17 protein-coding genes and 2 tRNA genes are annotated in these 22095 nt (G+C 65.1%); 11 read left to right on the top strand and 8 right to left on the bottom strand.

Going from position 1 to position 22095, the window contains the following annotated elements; translation table 11 throughout:
* Positions 1-133 precede the first annotated feature (133 nt).
* The 5 genes from AC1MDG_RS13885 (at position 134) to AC1MDG_RS13865 (ending at position 6328) form a co-directional block, all read left to right on the top strand.
* Positions 134-1297 (top strand): YlbL family protein, encoded by a 1164-nt coding sequence (locus AC1MDG_RS13885; RefSeq protein WP_043482703.1) that lies wholly within the window; start codon positions 134-136, stop codon positions 1295-1297.
* Between the two features lie 159 nt (positions 1298-1456).
* On the top strand, positions 1457-4477 hold the full coding sequence (locus AC1MDG_RS13880; RefSeq protein ID WP_479804516.1) for a UPF0182 family membrane protein: 3021 nt from the start codon (positions 1457-1459) through the stop codon (positions 4475-4477).
* Between the two features lie 211 nt (positions 4478-4688).
* Positions 4689-4762, top strand: a tRNA-Met gene (locus AC1MDG_RS13875).
* A 191-nt stretch (positions 4763-4953) separates the two neighbouring features.
* A tRNA-Met gene (locus AC1MDG_RS13870) sits at positions 4954-5030 on the top strand.
* A 359-nt stretch (positions 5031-5389) separates the two neighbouring features.
* A complete protein-coding gene (locus tag AC1MDG_RS13865) occupies positions 5390-6328 on the top strand; it encodes a cytochrome b/b6 domain-containing protein (RefSeq protein ID WP_479804514.1) in 939 nt (312 codons plus the stop codon).
* Positions 6329-6364: 36 nt separating this feature from the next.
* On the opposite strand, the gene AC1MDG_RS13860 is transcribed toward AC1MDG_RS13865, so the two are convergent.
* Complete coding sequence (locus AC1MDG_RS13860) at positions 6365-7789, bottom strand: cryptochrome/photolyase family protein (protein WP_479804513.1); 1425 nt, start codon at positions 7787-7789, stop codon at positions 6365-6367.
* 209 nt (positions 7790-7998) lie between these two features.
* Between AC1MDG_RS13860 and AC1MDG_RS13855 the strand changes: the two genes are divergently transcribed.
* Positions 7999-9243 (top strand): SGNH/GDSL hydrolase family protein, encoded by a 1245-nt coding sequence (locus AC1MDG_RS13855; protein WP_479804512.1) that lies wholly within the window; start codon positions 7999-8001, stop codon positions 9241-9243.
* Positions 9244-9335: 92 nt separating this feature from the next.
* Here the strand turns inward: AC1MDG_RS13855 and AC1MDG_RS13850 are convergent, their stop codons facing one another.
* A complete protein-coding gene (locus AC1MDG_RS13850; RefSeq protein WP_043483150.1) occupies positions 9336-10127 on the bottom strand; it encodes a PspA/IM30 family protein in 792 nt (263 codons plus the stop codon).
* Between the two features lie 111 nt (positions 10128-10238).
* Positions 10239-12284: a TPM domain-containing protein gene (locus AC1MDG_RS13845; protein ID WP_479804510.1), complete on the bottom strand. Its 2046-nt coding sequence runs from the start codon at positions 12282-12284 to the stop codon at positions 10239-10241.
* A gap of 298 nt (positions 12285-12582) precedes the next feature.
* On the opposite strand from AC1MDG_RS13845, the gene AC1MDG_RS13840 reads away from it, so the two are divergent.
* From AC1MDG_RS13840 to AC1MDG_RS13825, 4 genes are all read left to right on the top strand, one after another.
* Entirely contained in the window at positions 12583-14235 is a 1653-nt protein-coding gene (locus tag AC1MDG_RS13840) for a S1C family serine protease (RefSeq protein WP_479804508.1), read from the top strand.
* Between the two features lie 264 nt (positions 14236-14499).
* Entirely contained in the window at positions 14500-15300 is an 801-nt protein-coding gene (locus tag AC1MDG_RS13835; protein WP_043482667.1) for an electron transfer flavoprotein subunit beta/FixA family protein, read from the top strand.
* Positions 15301-15313: 13 nt separating this feature from the next.
* Positions 15314-16267 (top strand): electron transfer flavoprotein subunit alpha/FixB family protein, encoded by a 954-nt coding sequence (locus AC1MDG_RS13830; protein ID WP_479804506.1) that lies wholly within the window; start codon positions 15314-15316, stop codon positions 16265-16267.
* 4 nt (positions 16268-16271) lie between these two features.
* Positions 16272-17048, top strand: coding sequence for a PIG-L deacetylase family protein (locus AC1MDG_RS13825; RefSeq protein WP_043482665.1), 777 nt, complete (start codon positions 16272-16274; stop codon positions 17046-17048).
* A gap of 20 nt (positions 17049-17068) precedes the next feature.
* Here the strand turns inward: AC1MDG_RS13825 and AC1MDG_RS13820 are convergent, their stop codons facing one another.
* From AC1MDG_RS13820 to AC1MDG_RS13800, 5 genes are all read right to left on the bottom strand, one after another.
* Complete coding sequence (locus AC1MDG_RS13820; RefSeq protein ID WP_043482664.1) at positions 17069-17830, bottom strand: MerR family transcriptional regulator; 762 nt, start codon at positions 17828-17830, stop codon at positions 17069-17071.
* 138 nt (positions 17831-17968) lie between these two features.
* The gene (locus AC1MDG_RS13815) at positions 17969-18856 is read right to left on the bottom strand and encodes an anti-sigma factor (protein ID WP_479804503.1); all 888 of its coding nucleotides are present in this window, start codon (positions 18854-18856) and stop codon (positions 17969-17971) included.
* 1 nt (position 18857) lies between these two features.
* Complete coding sequence (locus AC1MDG_RS13810) at positions 18858-19463, bottom strand: sigma-70 family RNA polymerase sigma factor (RefSeq protein WP_479804501.1); 606 nt, start codon at positions 19461-19463, stop codon at positions 18858-18860.
* A gap of 257 nt (positions 19464-19720) precedes the next feature.
* The gene (locus AC1MDG_RS13805; protein WP_479804499.1) at positions 19721-20188 is read right to left on the bottom strand and encodes a tRNA (cytidine(34)-2'-O)-methyltransferase; all 468 of its coding nucleotides are present in this window, start codon (positions 20186-20188) and stop codon (positions 19721-19723) included.
* Between the two features lie 114 nt (positions 20189-20302).
* The gene (locus tag AC1MDG_RS13800) at positions 20303-21250 is read right to left on the bottom strand and encodes a J domain-containing protein (RefSeq protein WP_479804497.1); all 948 of its coding nucleotides are present in this window, start codon (positions 21248-21250) and stop codon (positions 20303-20305) included.
* Between the two features lie 290 nt (positions 21251-21540).
* On the opposite strand from AC1MDG_RS13800, the gene AC1MDG_RS13795 reads away from it, so the two are divergent.
* Entirely contained in the window at positions 21541-22074 is a 534-nt protein-coding gene (locus AC1MDG_RS13795) for a diacylglycerol/lipid kinase family protein (RefSeq protein ID WP_479804495.1), read from the top strand.
* The last annotated feature ends 21 nt before the right edge of the window (positions 22075-22095 follow it).

Here is a 22095-nt window from a genome sequence, read left to right as displayed (position 1 = left end):
GCTGTCGGCAAAGAGCGGCACCGCCTGCTCACCGCGTAGTGTTAGTCATCGGAATATTTGCAGGCTGCCGTTAGCGCGATCCGGTTCAGCCACAGTGCCGCGTCCGCGGGCGCAGGTACGGAGAGGTCCTTCATTGACAATCACTCAGGGTGGGCAGGTTCCGGGGGATCCCGCGGAACCGGGAAGCGGCGGCGGGACCACACGCGGCAGGCTTTCGCGCAGGACGAAGCCGCGCCGGGCCGCAACAGGCGACAACCGCTACGCCGCCATGATGACCTCCGGGCTGGTGGCACTGGCGCTGGGCATCACCGCCGGGAGCCTTCCCGTGCCCTATGTCGTGGAATCGCCGGGACCCACCTTTAACACCCTCGCCAATGACAACGGCAAGCCGGTCATCAGCGTGACCGGCCGAGAGACCTTTCCGGCGAAAGGCCACCTGGACCTCACCACTGTTTATGTCGACGGCGGACCTAACGGCCCGGTCAGCGTCTTCGAGGCCTTCTCGGCCTGGCTGGACAAGTCCAAGGCCGTTTATCCGGAAGAGCTCATCTTTCCCACCGGGGTCACGAAGGAAGAGTCCCAGCAGGAGAGTGCCGTCGCCATGACCACCTCGCAGGAGAACGCCACGGCTTCCGCCCTGAAGGAACTCGATATTCCCTTTGAGCAGAAACTGCGGGTGGCGGACCTTGCGGAGCGGTCGGCGTCGGCCGGCAAGCTGCAGGCAGGCGATGTGTTTAACACTGTGAACGGCAAGCCCGTGACGTCGCTCAGCGTAGTGCAGGAGGAACTTGCCGCCGGGCAGGGAAAGCCGGCAACCGTCGTCGTCGACCGGAACGGCACGCCGGTGACCGAAACCATCACCCCCACCGAGAACGCGGCAGGCAAGTTCATCCTCGGGGTGTTGCTGCAGTACGAATTCAAGTTCCCGTTCGACGTCAAGATTTCCCTCGACAAGGTGGGTGGCCCCAGCGCGGGCATGATGTTTGCCCTGGGCATCATCGACACCGTCACCCCGGGGGACCTGACCGGAGGCAAACACATCGCCGGGACCGGCACCATCACGCCGGACGGCGTCGTGGGATCCATCGGCGGGATCGGTCAGAAGATGTATGGAGCCAGGGCAGACGGCGCGGAGGTGTTCCTGGCGCCGGCGGCCAACTGCCCCGAAGTGGTGGGACACATTCCGGACGGGTTGCAGGTGGTCAAAGTCGAGAACCTGGCTGAGGCGCGGGAAGCCGTCAACGTGATCGGTTCAGGCGGGGACACATCCGGGCTTCCCGCGTGCACCAGCAACTAGACTAACTGCAGGAACTAAGCACTAGCGCCACTCGTGGCACTAGTGACTGCTGCTGAGCCTCCTGCCGGGGGCGGGCAGCAGTTCCGGCAGTACATGATCACGCGCACCTTGATTTTTTGACAAGACCAGTAACTGACAACCAGCTATGAGGTACCCAGTTTGTCCCGTCCCGCCAGCTCCACTCCGCCCGGAAGACCCCAGCCAAGGCGAGGTGCCTTGACGCCGACGTTGATCGTCGTCGCACTGGTTGTGGTCGGATTCATCTTCTTCGCCAATGTTTGGACAGATGTCCTCTGGTACCAGCAGCTTGGGTTCTTTGAAGTGTTCCTCACGGAGAACCTGGCCCGGATTATCATCTTCCTGGTCGGTTTCGCGCTGATGTTCCTCGCCATGTTCTATGCCATCCGTATCGCTTACCACGCGCGTCCCGTGTACGCTCCGGACTCGGAGATCAGGGATAACCTGAACCGCTACCAGGCGCAGCTGGAACCCGTCCGCCGGGTGGTGATGATCGGCTTGCCGGTGCTGTTCGGCCTCTTTGCCGGAAGCGCCGCCGCCAGCCAGTGGCAGAAAGTGCTGCTGTTCCTGAACCAGGAGCAGTTCGGCCAGAACGATCCGCAGTTCAACCTGGACATCAGCTTCTACCTGATGACCCTGCCGTTCCTGGGCTTCGTGACCGGCTTCCTCATCAGCGTTGTTGTGGTGGCCGGTATCGCGGGAATCCTTACGCACTATCTCTACGGCAGTATCCGGATCATGGAACGCGGCATCTTCACCAGCCGTGCCGCCCAAATCCACCTCGCCGTCACCGGCGCGGTCTTCCTGCTGCTGCTCGGCGTGAACTTCTGGCTTGACCGCTACTCCTCAGTCCAGAACAGCAACGGACGCTGGGCCGGTGCCCTCTACACCGACGTCAACGCCGTGATCCCCACCAAGTCGATCCTGGCTGTAGCCGCCGCCCTGGTGGCAATCCTTTTCATCGTCGCCGCAGTGATCGGCAAATGGCGCCTGCCCGTCATCGGCACGGCAATGCTGGTCATCACCTCCATCCTCGCCGGCGGTGTCTACCCGTGGGTCATCCAGCAGTTCCAGGTGCGCCCCTCGGAACAGACCCTTGAGAAGCAGTTCATCGAGCGGAACATCAGCATGACCCGTGCCGCCTACGGCCTGGATAAGATCCAGGAGAAGCGGTACAACGCCACCACCAACGCCACCACGGGAGCCCTCGCTCCGGATGCGCAGACCACTGCCAATATCCGCCTCCTGGACCCGAACCTCATTTCGGACGCCTTCTCCCAGCTCGAGCAGTACCGTCCCTACTACCAGTTCCCGAGCGCGCTCAACGTGGACCGGTATGAAGTTGACGGCAAGGTGCAGGACACCGTGATTGCCGTCCGCGAGCTGAACCCGGACGGCCTCAGCGCCAACCAGCAGTCCTGGCTGAACCGTCACGTGGTCTACACCCACGGTTACGGTGTGGTGGCTGCCAAGGGCAACAAGTTCACCGCCGACGGCAAGCCGGAGTTCCTGCAGGCCGGCATCCCGTCCACGGGCGTGCTCGGCAACGATTCGACCTACCAGCCCCGGATCTACTTCGGCGAAAACTCGCCCGAGTACTCAATTGTCGGGGCACCGGAGGGTTCGCCGCATCGTGAACAGGACCGTCCCGCCGGCAAGGAAGGCGACGGCGAAACCCAGTACACCTTCACCGGTAACGGCGGCCCGAACGTGGGCAGCTTCTTCAACAAGGTCCTCTACGCGATCAAGTTCCAGTCCTCCGACCTGCTGCTGTCCGACGGCGTCAACAACGAGTCGCAGATCCTCTACGACCGCAACCCGCGGGACCGCGTCGAAAAGGTCGCCCCGTACCTCACCGTCGATGGCAACGCCTACCCGGCGGTGGTGGACGGCCGCGTGAAGTGGATCGTTGACGGCTACACCACCAGCCAGTACTACCCGTACTCGCAGCAGGAGCAGCTTTCCGCGGCCACCGCTGATTCGCAGACTACGGCCGGACGCACGGTCGCCTTGCCGAACAGCTCGGTGAACTACATCCGCAACTCCGTGAAGGCAACGGTTGACGCCTACGACGGTTCGGTGACGCTGTACGCCTGGGACGACCAGGACCCGGTTCTGAAGGCATGGCAGAACGTCTTCCCCACCTCCCTCAAGCCGTACTCGGAGATGTCCGGTGCGCTCATGAGCCACGTCCGCTACCCCGAGGACCTGTTCAAGGTCCAGCGCGAACTGCTGGGCCGCTACCACGTCACCCAGCCGGACAACTTCTACACGAACAATGACGCCTGGTCCGTGCCGAACGATCCCACGGTCAAGGAAGAGGTCAAGCAGCCGCCGTTCTACATGTCATTGCAGATGCCGGACCAGACCAAGCCCGCCTTCCAGCTCACGTCGTCGTTCATTCCGCAGGTGGTCAACGGCACCGCCCGTAACGTGCTCTACGGCTTCCTGGCCGCGGATTCCGATGCCGGCAACCAGAAGGGCGTAAAGGCGGAAAGCTACGGCCAGCTCCGGCTGCTGCAGATCCCGCCGGAAGCGCAGGTTCCCGGCCCGGGCCAGGCGCAGAACAAGTTCAACTCGGATCCCACGGTGTCCCAGGCGTTGAACCTGCTCCGGCAAGGCGCGTCCGCCGTCCTCAACGGCAACCTGCTGACCCTCCCGGTGGGCGGGGGCCTGCTGTACGTGCAACCCGTCTACCTGCGGTCCACGGGCGAAACGTCCTACCCAACGCTGCAGCGTGTGCTGGTTGCCTTCGGTGACAAGATCGGGTTCGCGCCGACACTTGATGAAGCGTTGAACCAGCTCTTTGGCGGAGATTCGGGGGCAACGGCCGGTGACTCTGCCAACAACGGCCGGACGCCGCCGCCCGCAACCGGAGGCAGCACGCCGCCAGCCACCGGCGGCACCGACGCCAAGGCGGAGCTGAAGGCCGCGCTGGACGAGGCGAACGCAGCCATCCGGGCCGGCCAGGAGGCCTTGGCCAAGGGCGACTTCGCGGCCTACGGCGAGCAGCAGAAGAAGCTGTCCGCGGCCTTGCAGAAGGCGATCGACGCCGAAGCCAAGCTCGGTGCCGAAGGTGCATCACCGACGCCGGGAGCCACCACGGCTCCCACGGCAACCCCGTCGGCGGCCGCGACGCCGTCGCCGTCTCCGAGCAATTGATCAGGAGGGCGGGCACGCCGTAAGCTGCCCGCCCACAGAGGCCGGTTTCCCTTCCGCTAGGACGGGGAGCCGGCCTTTGCCGCTTCCAGAGGGTTTACCGGTTCCCGGGGCCGGTTTCGCCGGTCCGGAAGGCAGGTATTGGTGCGGAGACGCAGATCACGTCCCCTCAATTTGGTCTGAAGTTCACCGGCAGGTAATGTTGTTCTTGCGACGCGGGGTGGAGCAGTTCGGTAGCTCGCTGGGCTCATAACCCAGAGGTCACAGGTTCAAATCCTGTCCCCGCAACTGAAGGAAAGGCCCGGAATTCTCGACAGAGAATTCCGGGCCTTTCGCTTTGCTGCCAGGCGCGTCGGTGCTTGCCCGGCCGGCGGCCGGGTCCGGGACCCCGTCAGCGGGCCCGGTCAGCAGACCAGTCCGCGGCCCGGCAGGGGATTGGTCGGGGCGGGTCGAAAAGTAGGGTAGTGTTGATCAAGCGACGCGGGGTGGAGCAGTTCGGTAGCTCGCTGGGCTCATAACCCAGAGGTCACAGGTTCAAATCCTGTCCCCGCAACCATGAAAGAGGCCCTGACCGGGAAATTGCCGGTTAGGGCCTCTTTTCTTGTCTGCGGCGCTCCAACTACTAGCATTTCCTAGTATTCTCATTCGCGGGAGCAACGTCCTACCGTGCCACCGGGCAGTTCGATGGCGATCACCGCGTTCGGGCGATCACGGCATGGGCAGGCCGTGGCCTCCCGGGACACGGGTCCTATGTTGCGGGGCATGACCGCCGCCTCTCACGGGTTCGCTCTTCCGCTGTTCATGATTCAAGCTATTAAGGCGCACTTAACCCAGCCGCCGCTCCTGCCGGTGCACCCGGCAGGTATGGCTCCGCCTACGTCACTAGTCGATCATTCTCGAGAGGAATGCTGCTCGATGTCACTACCAACCAAGAAGAAGTCCGGAACTGCGAAGAGCAAATGGGCCAAGCTGTACTGGGCAGTGCCGGCCGCGCTCGTTGCCCTGCTTCTCGTGGTGCTGCTCGCCAAGTGGGTCACGGGTCTCACCGGGGTGAAGGACTTCATGGCGGCGTACCCGGGCCATTCGGAGCTGCCTGAGGGAACTCCTGTGGGCTTCCCGGCCTGGCTGGCGTGGCAGCATTTCCTCAACGGCTTCTTCCTGCTGCTGATTATCCGTTCCGGCTGGCAGGTGCGCACGCAGGCGCGTCCGGCTGCCTACTGGACCCGGAACAACAAAGGCCTGATCCGGACCCGGAACGCCCCGACGAAGATCAGCCTGGCGCTGTGGTTCCACCTCGTCCTGGACGCACTGTGGATCCTCAACGGCGTTGTGTTCGCCATCCTGATTTTCGCCACCGGCCAGTGGGCGCGGATCGTGCCCACCAGCTGGGATGTCTTCCCCAACGCGCTCTCGGCCGCGCTGCAGTATGCTTCGCTGAACTGGCCCACTGAGAACGGCTGGGTCAACTACAACGCCCTCCAGCTACTGACCTACTTCCTCACCGTCTTCATTGCGGCGCCCCTGGCGTTCATGACGGGCCTGCGGATGTCCTCGGCCTGGCCGAAGAACGCCAAGGGCCTGAACAAGGCGTACCCGATCGAGGCCGCCCGCGCCGTGCACTTCCCGGTGATGATCTACTTCGTCGCGTTCATTGTGGTCCACGTGTTCCTGGTGCTGGCCACCGGCGCCCTCCGGAACCTCAACCACATGTACGGCGGCAGTGACGACGTCAGCTGGGTAGGATTCGGTATCTTCGCGGCATCAGTCGCCGCGATGGTCGCCGCGTGGTTCCTGGCCCGGCCGCTCTTCCTGAGCCCCATAGCTTCCCTGATGGGCAAGGTCAGCAGCCGCTAACCGGTCCGCCGGCCGGGCTCCCCGCCCCTCGCGACTTCAGCCGTCCTTGAGCTTCTGGTACGTCTCCAGGGCGCGCTCACGTGACTCCGGCAAGCCGACCACAGGATCGGGATACCCGGCTGCCTGTTCGGGGGCTTTCCACGGTTCGTGGATGGTTTTGTCATCCATGCCTGCGATTTCGGGGATAAATTCCCGCAGGTAGCGGCCGGCGGCGTCGAACTTCTTGCTCTGCGTCACGGGGTTGAAGATCCGGAAATAGGGGGAGGCATCCGCTCCGGACCCGGCCACCCACTGCCAGTTGGCCGGGTTGCTTGCTGAGTCGGCGTCCACCAGCGTGTCCCAGAACCAGGCTTCCCCCAGCCGCCAGTCCGCGAGCAGGTTCTTCACCAGGAACGACGCGGCAGCCATGCGGACACGGTTGTGCATCCACCCCGTCTGCCAGAGCTGGCGCATCCCGGCGTCCACCAGCGGGTAGCCTGTCCGGCCCTGTTGCCACGCCTCCAGTTCACCGTCCGACGGCGTCTGCCACTCGAAGCGGTCAAAGTCGGGACGGTAGTTTCGGGTGGCCAGCTCCGGGTTCTCGTACAGAAGCTGCCAGCAGAATTCGCGCCAGCCCAGTTCGGAGCGGAAGATCCCGACGTCGGCAGGAGCCTGGCGCGGGAAGCGCTCACGAAGCGCGTGCCAGACGCGGAAGGGACTGATCTCACCAAAGCGAAGGTGCGGGGAGAGGCGGCTGGTACCTTCAATGCCCGGCCGGTCGCGGCCGGTTCCATACTCCTCGACAGGGCCGTCCAGGAAGTCCTTCAGGCGGCTGTCGGCGCCCGCTTCGCCGGGCGTCCACTGTTCGGCGAGTCCTGCGCTCCAGTCGGGCGTGCGGGGGAGCAGTGCCCAGCTGTCCAGATCATCGCTTTGGGGCAGCTGGCCGTCGCCGTGCCCGGCTGGATGAGGCAGGGTGCCGGGGGCGTCGGAGGGCATCCGCGGCTCCCCGCTTTCGAGGCATGCGCGCCAGAAGGGCGTGAAGACCTTGTACGGTCCGCCCGCACCGGTGCGGACGGTCCACGGCTCGAACATGAGGCTGGCCTGGAAGCTAGCCGCATCAAGTCCCTGGTCTCCTGCCCACGCTTTGACGCCGGCATCGATGCTGCGTTCGGGGCCACCGTACCTGCGGTTCCACCTGAGGTGGGTGGCTCCGGTGGCGGCAGCCAGCTGCTGGATGATACCGGCCGCGCTCCCGCGTCGAAGGACCAGCCGGGAGCCCGCCGCTTCAAGGGCACCGGCCAGGGACACCAGTGAATGGTGCAGCCACCACTTGGCCGCCCCGCCGAGAGGACGCACCCCTGGTGATTCTTCATCCAGAATGTAGACGACGGTCAGCGGGTGGCCCAGGGCCGCCGCATCGGCAAGGGCCGGATTGTCATCGAGGCGAAGGTCGTCGCGGAGCCAGACAATGGTGGAAGGCATGGTTCCACGGTACACGCCGCAAAGCGCTATTTACCGGCGGGTAACTTTGGCCGTAGACTCGCTCCAGTCGTCCCCTGCGTTCACTCTCCGCACGGACGGTTCCGTTCGGATCAGGCTTTTTCCTGTTGACATCGGCACCCGGCTGGAGGCCGCCGGATGCCGGCCATCTGTTCGCCGCAATGTTGCCGCGCGCAGAAAAAGGATGACCAATGAAGCTATTCCTTTCCCCGGCCACGCGGCCCGGAACAGCTCACCCGTGGCTGGCAGCCACCAGGGCGCTCGTTGCGGCAATCGCAGCCGCTGCCACCGTCTCTGCTTTCATTGCCCCTCCGGCCCACGCCGCGCCCGCCGGCGGTGATGATTGGGTGGTCAGCGTGGGGGATTCCTACATTTCGGGTGAGGCGGGCCGCTGGGCCGGTAACTCGAGTGAATCCCGCCAGACTGATGCGCTGGGCGACGCGGCCTATCTTGATGCCGGCCGGTCCGAGAGCACGGCCGGCTGCCACCGCTCCTCCTCGGCGGAGATCAGGATCGGGCAGGCACAGTCAGCGAATCTGGCGTGTTCCGGTGCCAAGACGGCCACGTCCTGGAACTCGTCCGGGGAATTCAAGCCGGGGCTGGATTTCTACAGCGATGCTGTCGGCAATAAGGGCCAGGCCCTGGCGCTGCAGGACTTCGCATCGGCCCACCAGGTCAGGATGGTGGTGGTCTCGGTGGGCGGCAACGATCTGGGTTTTGCCGGCATCATCGCCACGTGTGTCTCCAAGTTCATGACCAGCCCGTCGCGGGCACCGAGTTACTGCAAGGACTCCACCACGGTGGCCACGAACTTTTCGGCCACCAACCGGGCCGCAGTGGCATCCCGGATCGGCGCCTCCCTCGCAAACGTGGCCAAGGCCATGGCCGGCGCCGGGTACTCGCCTGGTGAATACAGCCTGGTGGTGCAGAACTACGTCTCGCCCCTGCCGCGGAGTTCCCGCATTGCCTACTCCGAAGCGGGGTACAGCAGGCAGAGCACCTACGGCTGCGGTTTCTGGAACGCGGACCTGGATTGGGCTTCGGGTACTGCCGTCCCCGCCATCAACTCCACCATTGCAGCCGGCATCGCCGCTTCGGGTCTGGACGGCGTTCACACGCTGAACGTGGCCGCGCTCTTCACCGGTCACGAACTGTGTGCGGACACGACGAAGAAGCTGAACAACACGGCGCTGACTGACTGGCGGAGCGCAGGCGCCGCGGACGTCAGCGAATGGATCAACGAGGTCCGGACCGCCAGCACGGCCTTCAGCGACTACTACATCCAGGAATCGCTGCACCCCAATTACTGGGGTCAGCTCGCCCTGCGTAGCTGCCTGCGACAGGTCTACAACGACGGCGACGTCCGTTCCGGTAGCTGCACGGCTGCAGGGGCCGGGCTGACGTCGGTAGGAGAACCTGCTGTCACCGTCAGCTAGGCTGGCCTGCATGCGCTAACGCAGAAAGGCCGGGGTCCCTTCACGCGGGACCCCGGCCTTTGTCTGTCCGGTCGTATCAACCGATGAGCTTCCTAGAGCTTGTCGAAGTCAGCTTCTTCGACAGTGGAGCCGGCAGCCGAAGAATTGGCCGACGATCCGATGGCAGGCTTCGCGCCGCCGGACTTCAAAGCCGCGAGCCGGGCTTCGATCTCGGTCTGTTCGCCGAGGTCTTCGAGCTGGTTGAACTGTGCGTCCAGGCTGGAAGCGGCGAGTTCCTGCTGGCCGCGGACCTTCGCTTCTTCGCGGCGGATCTTCTCTTCGAAGCGGCCCACCTCGCTGGTGGGGTCCATGAAGTCGATGCTCTTGAGGGCATCGTGCACCTGGGACTGCGCAGCGGCGGTCTTGGAGCGGGCCACCAATTCATTGCGCTTGCTGGTCAGCTCGTTGAGCTTGCCCTTCATCTGGTCCAGGCCGGTCTTGAGCTTGTCCACAACCTCGGTCTGCGAAGCGATGCTGGGCTCGGCAGCCTTGGCCTCGTTCTCGGCCGCCATTTGGCGCTGGATGGCGACCTTGGCCAGGTTGTCGAACTTCTGGGCGTCGACGGTGTCGCCGCTGCTCCGGTACTCGTCCGCCTTGCGGGACGCTGCGAGGGCCTTGTTGCCCCAGTCCTGGGCGTTCTTGACGTCCTCGTTGTAGTCGTCCTGGAGCATCCGCAGATTGCCGATGGTCTGCGCTACGGCAGATTCAGCCTCAGCAATGTTGTTCGTGTAGTCCCGGACCATCTGGTCCAGCATCTTCTGCGGATCTTCGGCCTGGTCCAGCAAAGAGTTGATGTTAGCCTTTGCCAGCTGCGCCATACGGCCGAAAATGGACTGCTTAACCATGGTGTTGCCTTTCATCCTGCTCAGTGGTCGCCACTGAATTCAGTGAACAGTTGATGTACCGTTTCTACCCGGCGGCCGGCGGGACCGGCCGCCGCCTAGTCTGTGGGCCGGCTAGAAGCTGCCCGAGTCTCCGCCGCCGAAATCGCCGCCGCCAAAGTCCCCGCCTCCGCCGCCGAAATCGCCGCCTCCCCAGCCGCCGCCGTCGCTGTGGCCGCCGCCCCAGCCGCCGCCGCTGCCTCCATTGAGGATGGAATTGATGAGGATGCCGCCCAGGATGGCGCCGCCGAGGCCGCCACCGCCCCCGCCGCCGAACATGCCGCCGCGGCCGTAGCCCTGGTTTGCGTAGCCGAAGCTGTCCACATCGCCTTGGGCGAGCTGCGCGGCCTGGGCCGCCAGGGCGTGGGCCTGCTGGGCGTACGTCAGCGCCGTGACCGGATCATTGCGGGAGATGGACAAGGCATAATCCAGGTTCCGCTGGGCTTCGGCCAGGCGGGTGCGCGCTTCGGTCCCGACTCCGCCGCGCCTCGCCGTGATGTAGTCCGACGTGGCGCTGATCTGCGCCTGCGCCGACATGATGGTCTGCTGCAGCGAAGCCTGTGCGCGGCGGGCCTGTTCCTGCTGATCCCGGATGCCCGTCAGGGACTGGTCCAGCGACTGATGGGCCGTTTCCACCCGCTCCAAGGTGGCAATCGGATCGATCTTGCCGCCTTGGATTTCCGCCCTGACCTGCGCCAGGGCTGCTTCCACTCCGGCCACCGGTCCGGCAAGTTCCGGATGGGCCCCGGACTGGATCATTGCCTGGGCCTGCGCGAGGTCCTGTGACGTGTCAATCACTGCGGCCTCGAGGCTGTTACGGGCCTCGTCCAAGCTGCCGGAGACCTTCGTGATGGCATCGATCAGCACTTTTGTCTGGTGCAGGCTCTCTTCGGCGGCACGGACGGCCACGGCAGCCAGGCTGCTTTCTCCGGAGGCCAGCTTGTCCTGAGCCGTGGACGTAGCGTTCTGCACGAACGCGAGCCGTTCCTTGGCCTGGCCGATGTTGTCCGAGACCTGGACAAGGGCGCTGTCCGCGTATTTGGCCCGCAGGGTTGTCAGGGTCTGTTCAGCCGTGGCGATCCGTGCGTCGGCTTCCTGGGCCCCGGCGTTCACCGCGGCAAGGGCCTGGGGGGCGTTCTTCTCAAGTTCACGGAGCGAATCGAAGTCTGCCTTTTGTTCCTGGAGGGATGCCAGGGCAGCCTCGGAACGGCGGATAATTTCGCCGAGCCAGCTCCGCTGCTGCTCTTCGGTGTCCGGGATGTGGTCGTCAAGCTGTTGCTGCAGCTTGAACGACTCAGACATGTGGGCCTTTGCTTCCTGCAGCGCCTTGGTGAAGTTCCCGACGGCGGCATCGCCGTACTGGGCCTGGGCGAAGCCGAGTTCCTGTTCGCTCGAGTTGATGGCGTTATCGGCCTCGATCAGCAGTGAACCGCTCTTCTTGCGCAGGTCGTCAACGCTCAGCGAAGCCAGCGGGTCCAGCTCTGCGCCTTGGGGGCCGTAGCTGGCGCTGGATGCGAGGGCGGCCTTCTTGCGGCGGTTCCGGAAGTAGAGGTAAGCGCCCGCTCCGCCGGCCGCTACGACCCCTGTGCCCACGAGGACTGCCGCACCTGAGCCATCACCCGAGGAAACGGTTCCGCTGCCGCCACCCGCCGCGTCGCCTACAGCCGAGGCCGTGTCAATGGCGGCCTGGGCATAGTCCTTCTTTCCGCCGGCAAGGTTAGCCACGATGGCGTTCTGGGTGATGTTGGACTTCTTCGAGTAGATCGAGCTCTTGGTCGACGGCGCAAAATAGTACTGGCCGGCCGTGGAGATGGCCAACAGGACGTCTGCGTTGCCCATCTTCTTCTGCTTAGCTACAGCTTCGCCCCAACCCGTTGGGTCATCGGGGCTCTCGAAGGAGTTCACCGTCACCACGTAAAGGTTGTACTTGTGGTCCTTCAACAACTTCTGGATGGCGTCCTGCACTTCGGCCTTCCGGCCCCCGAGCACGTTGGCGTTGTCCACGATGTTGGTGCCGGACGGAATGGTCACCGGGCCCTCGGCCCAGGCTGAGGTGGCGGGAACCGCCAGCAACCCGGCAAGGCCGATCACGGCGAGGAGACGTTTGAATTTAGACCGCATGTGCAACCCTTCAGCACTTCTGCGACTGATTCGGGCCGAGCCAGTCGTCACAGAATGCAGCAGCGCCCCCACGCATGTGTAAAGCCGCAGGTCGCTGTGGCAATTCCATTTGATTCTATGGTGCCCCAATTTGGTCGTCCACAGCGGGGAATATGCCACCAGCGAAAAGCGCTCTACCCATGGCCTTAACCGCAAAAAATGGATTCCGACGGCGTTCAGGAACCTCCCAGCCAACGTCCCCTTTAGCTTCAGTCTGAAGGTCCATAGTTAAAGGCAGACAAGGATGAAAGGAAGTCTAATGACTGAGAACCCAGCACAGGGTGCGTCGCCTGAGAACAGGGGTCCGGAAAAGCCCCGGGACGGTTGGCCTGCGCAGCCTCCCCATGCGGACACGCAACCGCTGGATGCGGCGCAGCCCGCCGGAGACTCAGCGCAGGGCAACCGGACTGCACAGGACAACCCGACTGTCCGGCTGGACCAGGCGCAGTCCGAAAACGGCCAGGCTCACTCCGGAAGTGGACAGCCGCAGCACGGCGACCACGGCGCTCCGCAGCCCGTTTATCCTCAGCACCAGCCTTTCTACGGCCAGCAGGCCGGTCCCTCGGCCCCACAGCATGGGGCCCACGCCGGAAGCGGCACATATTCAGGTGCCGGCGCCCCGCAGGGCAGCGGACCCTACCAGGGGAACCAGCACCATCAGGGCAGCATCTATGCCGCGGATCCTGCGAGCACGCCGAAGCGGAAGGCGGCCTTCGGTGTGGGAACCCTCGTGGCCAGCATCCTTGCCGCCGGCCTGGTGGGCGGCGGCGTGGTGGCGGCCAGTGATGCCTTCTTGAATAACGGTTCCACGTCTGTCGTCAGCGGCACCGGCAGCCAGCCCGGCACCGTGATCGTGAACAACAAAGACGACGTGAACGTCATTACTGCTGCTTCGGTGAAGGCGTCGCCCAGCGTCGTGACCATCAAGGCGACGAGTGGAAGCGACGGCGGCACCGGCTCCGGAATCATCCTGGACGACAACGGCCACATCCTGACGAACACCCACGTGGTGACCCTGGACGGCAAGACGGCCAATGCCACCATCGAAGTCCGCACGAGTAACGGCAGGGTTCTCACCGCGAAGATCGTGGGCACGGATCCCCTGAGCGATCTCGCCGTCATCAAGGTGGACAACGCAACAGGGCTGACACCGGCAACCCTCGGTGACTCCAGCAAACTCAACGTGGGAGACACCGCCATAGCCATCGGATCGCCGCTGGGCCTGACGGGTACGGTGACCGACGGCATTGTGTCCACCTTGAACCGCACCATTAGCGTGGCCTCCTCGGCCGCGCCGAAGGACGGAGCGGACAACTCGCAGGGCAACGGCGAGGGCGGTTTCCAGTTTGCGCCGCCGGACGGCGGCCAGAGCCAGAACGCCACGAACCAGGGATCCATTTCGATTAATGTGATCCAGACCGATGCCGCCATCAACCCGGGCAACTCGGGCGGTGCCCTGGTCAACAGCAAGGGCGAAGTCATCGGTGTCAACGTGGCCATTGCCTCGGCCGGCGGCAATTCGAGCTCCAGCACCAGCGGCAACATCGGCGTTGGTTTCAGCGTGCCCATCAACAACGCCAAGCGGGTGGCCCAGGAGATCATTGACACCGGCAAGGCAACACACGGCCAGTTCGGCGTCAGTGTCAAGGCGAAGTCGTCGACGTCGTCGAGCTCGTCCTTCTCGGTGGGCGCCGAAGTGGCCACCGTGGAGTCCGGCTCCGCCGCCGCCAAGGCCGGCCTCAAGGTGGGCGACGTCGTCACGAAGTTCAACGACCTCATCATCAGCGATCCAAACCAGCTGACCGCAGCGGTCCGCGAACAGCCGGCCGGAGCGTCCGTGAAAGTCACCATCCAGCGCGGCGGCCAGGAACAGCAAGTGGACGTAACGCTCGGAGCGGCAGCGGAGCAGTAGTTCCGGACTGCGGGCCAGGCCACACCTCAAGGACGCATTAAGCGACAGCGGAGGCGGGGAACACCGGTGCGGTGGTCCCCGCCTCCGCTGCGTTAACCTGCTGCCAGTGGCAGCCTGACACAGGCGTTAACGGGACGGCGCGGGCGCCCCGCTATATGGTTAGCTTGGATCTACCCGCACCCCGGGGGAGATCCGCGGCCATAACCTCACCCGGCTGGCTATCCACAAGCATGGAAGGCTGCTGTACAGAAAGTGGAAGAGACATTGAAGATCATCGTTCTGGTCAAGCATGTACCAGACGCGCAATTGGACCGTCACCTCAGCGACGAGGACAACACCACCGACCGCGCCGATAGCATCCTGTCCGAGCTGGACGAATACGCCCTGGAAGCTGCCCTCCAGCTGATTGAAGCCCGCGGCGGAGCAAAAGCAGGCAACCAGGTCATCGCCCTGAGCATGGGCCCCGCCGGCGCCGTCAATGCCATCAAGAAGTCCCTCCAGATTGGCGCCACCGAGGGCGTCCACCTCCGTGACGATGCCTTGGCCGGATCCGACGCCGCTGCAACCTCTTTGGCGCTGGCAGCGGCCGTCCGCCACCTCGGGGCAGACAGTCCCGTGGACCTGGTCCTGACCGGCATGGCATCCACCGACGGTGAGACCTCCCTGGTGCCTGCGCAGCTCGCAGAGCGGCTTGACCTCCCGCAGGTCACCTTTGCCTCCGAACTCGACGTCGACGGCGGCCGCGTCATCGCCCGCCGCGACAGCGACACCCACTACGACACGATCGAGGCAACGCTGCCCGCTGTCGTTTCCGTGACCGACCAGATCAACGAGCCCCGGTTCCCCAACTTCAAGGGAATCATCGCGGCCAAGCGCAAGACGATCACCACCCTGACGCTCGCGGACATCGGGGTGGACCCCGCGCAGGTGGGCAAGGCCGGTTCCTGGACCGAAGTGAAGACGGCCGCAGCGCGCCCACCGCGCACCGCCGGCACCATCATTACCGACGAAGGCGACGCCGGCATCCAGCTGGTGGACTTCCTGGCCGCCCAGAAGCTGCTCTAAGAGGATCCCCGATATGGCAAAAGTACTTGTATTCATTGACAACCCCGGCCAGGTCCTCAAGAAGAGCAGCCTGGAACTGCTGACGATCGCGCGCTCGCTGGGTGAGACGGCCGTCGCCGTCAACGGCACACTGACCGACGACGTCGTGGCGGCCCTGGGCGCCCACGGCGCCACCGCCGTCTTCCGTCCGTCGTCCGAGGACCTGGACGTCTTCCTCGTAGGACCCAAGGCTGCCTACCTTGCCGGTGCCGTAACGGCTTCGGGCGCCACCACCGTGCTCCTGGAGAATTCGTTCGACGGCAAGGAAATCGCGGCCCGGCTGGGCATCAAGCTCGGCGCGGGCGTCATCACGGACGTCGTTGGCGTGGAAGCGGACGGCACGGCCCACAAGTCCGTGCTGGCGGGGTCCTACACCACCACGGCCAAGGCCACCACGGCCGTTTCCGTGCTGACGGTCAAGCCCAACAGCGTCACGCCGGAACCCGCCGCCGCCGCAGCGAGCCCCGAAGTCCTCACCGTTGACGTTCCGGACTCCGCCACGGCCGGCGCTGCCCGCATTACGGGGCGCAAGGACAAGCCCGCCAGCGGCCGCCCGGACCTCACCGAGGCCAGGATTGTGGTGGCAGGAGGCCGCGGCGTGGACGGCGACTTTGGCCCGGTGGAGGAGCTTGCCGACGCCCTGGGTGCTGCAGTGGGTGCGTCCCGCGCCGCTACGGACGCCGGCTGGATCGGCCACGATGCGCAGGTGGGCCAGACGGGAAAGACCGTTTCCCCGCAGCTGTACATTTCCGCCGGCATCTCCGGCGCAATCCAGCAGAAGGCCGGCATGCAGACCGCCAAGGTTATCGTCGCGGTGAACAAGGATGCAGAGTCGCCCGTCTTCGAAATTGCCGACTTCGGAATTATCGGGGATCTCTTCCAGGTCCTCCCGCAGGCGACTGAAGAAATCAAGAAGCGCAAGGGCTGATGACTTGAGCACCAACGCTACGGCGCAAAGCCCGTTCAACCCGGACCACCACCGGGTTGAGCGGGTCCTTTGTTTTACCGCCCACCCGGACGATATCGACTTTGGTGCCGCCGGCACTATCGCCGCCTGGACCGCAGCCGGGGTTGAGGTCAGCTACTGCATCATGACCGACGGCGATGCCGGCGGGTTCGATCCCGCGCAGCGCGAGGAAATAGTGGCCATGAGGGCGGAAGAGCAGCGCCGCGCCGCCGCCATGGTCGGCGTGACGGACATCCACTACCTCCACCAACGGGACGGCTACCTGGAGCCGACGCACGAGGTGATGAGGGGCGTGGTGAAGCTGATCCGGGAGATCCGGCCCGACGTCGTTCTTTCCATGCATCCTGAACGCAACTGGAACCGCATCCAGAAGAGCCACCCGGACCACCTGGCCGTAGGCGAGGCGGTGACCCGGGCGGTTTATCCCGCCTTGGAAAACCCCTTCGCCTACCCCGACCTTGCCGAGGCGGGCCTGGCGGCCTACAAGCTGCCATGGCTGTGGTTGTTCGCGGGGCCGGAGGAACGGGAAAATTACTTCGTGGACGTCACGGCCCACGTGGACAACAAACTCGAGGCCATCCACGTGCATGCCAGCCAGCACCCCGACCTTGACGCGATGGACCGGACTGTCCGCAGCCTCATGCTGGCCACCGGCGAGCGGGCTGGGTTGCCCCCCGGGCACAGCGCCGAGGCGTTCCACGTTGTCACCGTGAACGGCCCGGCGACCATTGCCGGATTCTAAAGCAACCCTGTGTTCAGGGCTTAGCTTAGCCGTGCCGCCGCGTAGGCCTTGATCCCTTCGAAAAGGTAGGGAGCCAGGCCTGCGCGGTTCTTGTCATAGAAGGCGGTAAACCGCGGGTCGTCGACGTACATCCGGCCTAGGCCGACGTAGCTTTGCGCGTCCGGAGTCCAGCTGGTGCATACCCACCGGTAGTGCCGGTCGACGGCGGCTTGGACTTCCGGTGCGTCGGCCGTCAGGCCGGCGTCGAAGCAGCGCGCCAGTTCCTCGTTGATGTCCTGAGCCTCCTGCATGAGTGCTTTTTTCGCGGCGCCACTCATGGCCGCGTGGCGTGCCTTGCTGGCCTCAACGGCCTGGTCGCCCCAGCGTTGCCGGGCCTCTTCCTCGTACGGGTTGTCGTCGAAATCCTTGAAGATGTCCTCGGCGGACATGGTGTCTCCTTGTCTTAGCGCTGTCATGGTGCCCTCCACGGTGGCGGCCATCCGGCCGAGTCGGTCGCGTTCGGCCAGCAGCCAGTCACGGTGCACCGCGAGTGCCTCCAGCTGGCTGGTTTGTCCGGCGAGGACCTCGGCGATGGCCTCGAGACCGAGGCCCAATTCGCGAAGCAGGAGAATCCGCTGCAGCCGGAGCAGCTGCTGCCGGCCGTAATAGCGGTAGCCGTTCTGCCCGGTGTAGGCGGGGTCCAGGATCCCCAGATGGTGGTAGTGCCGGAGGGTGCGGGACGAGACGTTGCTCAGCCGGGCAACCTCGGCAATGGACCAGCTGCGGGGTTCCTCCTGCTTCATGCCCCCATCCTAGAAGTTGACGTTGCGTCAAAGTCAACAGCCTGTTGCGGCTGCTGGGGGCAGTGCTTGAACTCCGCGGCCTGCCGGTGCACGCCCAGGTGGCGGCACCGGCAGGCCGGTATGGAAAACAGGCTCCGGTTAGGCTCCGAGGGGCGCCGCAGCAACCGTCGGCAGGGTAGGCGAAGCGGAACCGCCCACCGGTTCAACTGTGATGCCCAGCGCTGCCGCCGAATGAATGCCCTTCACCACGGCAGGCTTGGACAGTGCCTCCGCGTCCATGAGCCCCTGCGAAACCGGTGCGGAGCCGTCCTTGGGGATCAGCCACATCTGGTACACCTTTCCGGCGGGGGGTGCCGGAACGCCGTTCATCTTGACCACTACCGCGTCCTTGGATGACGAAATGGCGACGGTGGCCGTGCCTCCTCCGCTGACGTCGACGGTCGCTTCCCGGACATCCTGGGCCTGGAGCACCTGGTTGAGGGGATCGTTCTGGTTGGCCACGTAGGCGCCTACGCCTACGCCGCCCAGGGCAATGACGGCGGCGGCGGCCACGCCGACCAGCCAGTTGCGGAGCCCCGGTGCCCGGCGCCGTTCTTCGCGGCGGGCGCGGGCTGCGCCGAGCTCATCGCTGACGGGAGGGGCCTGGCCCGGCTCCTGGGCGTGTCCGTGCACCCGGGGAGCGGAAACGGGCATGGTGCCTGGCTGTGCCGGAAGCTGGACCGGGGGCTGCGCGGGAAGCTGCGCCAGGATGCGGTCGAACAGGCCGGCCGGCGGTACCTCCTCGGCAGTAAAGGTAACGGCCAGCGTTTCGCGGGCCTGCCGCACGCGCTCATCGAACGCCTCCTGTTCGGGCACCGGCGCGGCCGAGATGTAGTCCTCAATGGCAGCCCGCTCGGCGGTGCTCACCGCGTCCAAGGCATATACCTCCGCCAGTTCCACGGCACGGCCTGAGGCCAGGTCCGTGGCGATATCGCGGGCAAACATTCCGGAGGAGCGGCTGCTGTTCGGTTGGTTCATGTCAGTCATCTCAACTCACCCCCAGACAGGTTTTCAATCGGATCAGTCCATCGCGGATGCGTGACTTGATGGTGGGCACGGCGGCGTTCAGTTTCTCTGCGACTTCGCGGTACGTCAGTCCGCCGTAGTAGGCCAGCCGAACGGACTGCTGCTGCGTCTCGGTGAGGGTGTCCAGGCATCTGACCACGGCCTCGGCTTCCAGCCTGCTTCCGACCTCGTCTGAGACGGAGTCATGGTCGATCTCCTGGCTGCTGGCCCCGTATTTGGCCTCCCTGTCGGTGGCCGACTGGGAGGACCGGACCTTGTCCACCGCCCGGCGGTGCGAAATCGTCATAAGCCAGGCCAGCGGACTGCCCGCCTCAGGATTGAACTTCGCCGCATTCTGCCAGACCTGGAGAAACACTTCCTGGGTGGTGTCTTCGCTGAGCTCGGGGTCAATCAGGACGCGCCGGGCCATGCCGAACACCCGCCGTGAGGTCAATTCGTAGAACTCCGCAAAAGCCCCTTGGTCGCCTACGGCGATCCGTGCCAGCAGGTCGCCGAGCCGGCGGTTCACGTCGGCGGATGTGCCAGGGGAAGCAGTGGCCTCTGGGTTTGGGGCGTTGGGAGTTTCCATCACTCCCAAGCATAAGTCGACCCGGGCCGATCTTTTGTCAGCAGAGGCACTAGGAACGTCGGGGTGGCCCTCGGTGATCCGGGCCGGGGACCGGCGGACCTGCACTGTAGTCACCTGCCGCTCCTCGCATTCTTGAAGTTGGCCCGGGTTGGCCTCTACAGGTGATTCGGAGCGCAGACGCGGATGGATGGGCGGCGGGTTCTGCAAATTGAGGTGCTGCCGGCGCGGGAGAGCGGACGCCTCGGGGAGTCGCCGGGCTACAGTTTGGCGCCGGCGAAACCGTTCTGGCGCCAGGCCTCAAAGACCGCGATCGACGCCGCGTTGGCAAGATTCAGGGACCGCAGGGACGGCAGCATGGGAAGCCGCACCCGGGACGTCACATGGGGGTCATGCTTGATCTCGTCCGGAAGTCCCACGGACTCCGGACCGAACAGAAGGACGTCGCCGGGGAAGTAACTGATGTCCACATAGGAGGTTTCGCCGTCGGACGTGAACGCGTAGACGCGCTCGGGCTGCAGGGCCTCCCAGGCAGCATCGATGCTTTTGTGGACGGTCACGACGGCGAGGTCGTGGTAGTCCAGGCCGGCGCGGCGCAGCTTGGCATCGGAAAAATCAAAGCCCAGGGGCTCCACCAGGTGCAGCTCGGCGCCTGTGATGGCAGCCAGCCGGATGGCATTGCCCGTATTGCCGGGAATTTCAGGGGTGTGGAAGAGGATGCGGAACACGGTCCCATCCTAGCCATCGCGGCCCCCGAGTGCGGCACGCCGCCCGTGCTGCGGTATGACCCTGCGGTCCATGCCGCGCCTCAGTGCATTCCGCGCCCCAGTGCACGCCGCGCCTCAGTGCATTCCGCGGAGCAGCCTGGCGAGGACAGGAACGTTGACCGTATTCGGGGCAGGCCCGGAACCAAGGAACTCCTTGAGTCCGCGGACCAGCCCGGCACCGTTGACCACCTGCACGGTTTCATGCCCGCGGTGTGAGCGACGGTGATGGTCGATCACCGGTTCATGGAGGTTGCCGTCCGGGCTGTGGATGACGGTCCATCCCGTCACGTTGAGCTCCGGGAAGATGTCCTGCATGCGCCGCACGATATGCGCCAGCTGCGGCGGCGCAATGGCCCGGCCGCCGTGCGTCAGCGTGCTTCCGTTCCAGGCGTACGCACCCTTGGGCAGCAGCATGGATCCGATCAGGGCCAGTCGGTAGCCGGAAAGCAGCGCGTGGTCGATGTGGCTGTTGTCCGCGGGCGACTGCAGCCCGTTGATCAACCGGGCCGCGGGAATGGCGGGCAGGATCTGCCTGCTGATCAGCTGGACGGTCCGCATCTCCCGCTGGATCCGGGCTTCCGCTCCGAAGATGCCCCGTTTCCGCGGCATACCGTGGACCTGCCGGCTGGCAAGTTCCTCCGGAATCAGTGCAACATTGCCGGATTCCGGATGCTCGAACGGCGGAACGTAGACCGGAGGGTCGCCTGCGGTGTTGCGTGGTGTGTTGGGCCGATGGACGGTTGCCGACGCGCGGCTCCCGGCCGCCGGCGCATCAAAATGGGCGCCTTCTGTCGCTGCCGCACCGGTGGCCCCGTGCGCGTACGAGCGGTCGTAGGCGGCCCGGCGCTTCGGATCTATCAGCGTCTCGTAGGCCAGCGTCACTTGCCGGAAGACGGCGGCGTCCCCGCCGTGGTCGGGATGTGCCCGTCGGGCAGCCTTGCGGTACGCCACCTTGATCTCTTTGTCCGTCGCCGTCACGGGAAGGCGAAGGACCTGGTAATGGGAGCTGCTGCCCTGGGTCAAGCACTGATCCTTATCTTGTCGGTTCCAGTCCACTCAGGCAGTCCGGTCCGCCCAGTTTAACCGTGTACAGGCTCAACGTCCGCGCCCGCGGCTCTGGTTCCCGGGCACTGGCATAATTCAGCACCTGATCCTCGCCGTTGCCATCAACCCGCGGGCTTCGTTCGGCGGTACCCGGCACACGGGCGACGCCGTGGTGGCCTTCTTCCGCGCCGCCGGGGCACGCGTCATCGCCCTGCGGGAGGCCACCTATCATCAATGCGCTCGCCGAGTCGGGTGGCCCTTACGGCACGGTGCCGCTAGGTATCGTTCCCGCAGGCACAGGGAACGACATGGCTCGGGCGCTGGGTCTTCCGTTGAATGATGCGGCTGCCGCCTGTGAACAGATATGGTCCGCGATGCAGGCGGGCGGGCGCTTCATCGATGCCGGGCGGATTACGGGCAACGGTTCAAGCCGCTGGTTTGCCGGAGTCGTTTCCGCCGGCTTCGATGCCGCTGTCAATGAACGTGCAAACGCCTGGCGCTGGCCCCGTGGCAAGAGCAGGTACATCCTGGCCATGCTCCGCGAACTCGCCACTTTCAAGGCCATCGACTACACGGTAACGGCAGACGGGGAAACCTGGCGGCAGGGGGCCATGCTCATCTCGGTGGCGAATGGCCGTCATGCCGGGCACGACGCTGTGCACATCCGGCAGGTACGCCGTGTGGAGCTTTCGGCGGGAAACGTGGTTGCGTATGCCGACGGCGAGAGGGTGGGCCCGCTGCCACTGACCGTGGAGGTGGTGCCCGGCGCCATCAGGGCGCTGGCCGGGTCCGTGCGGCCGTGACGGCCGGAGCGTCTAAACTCT

Source organism: Arthrobacter sp. AIWTK1 (assembly GCF_056680535.1).
This window is presented reverse-complemented; position numbering and strand designations above follow the sequence as displayed.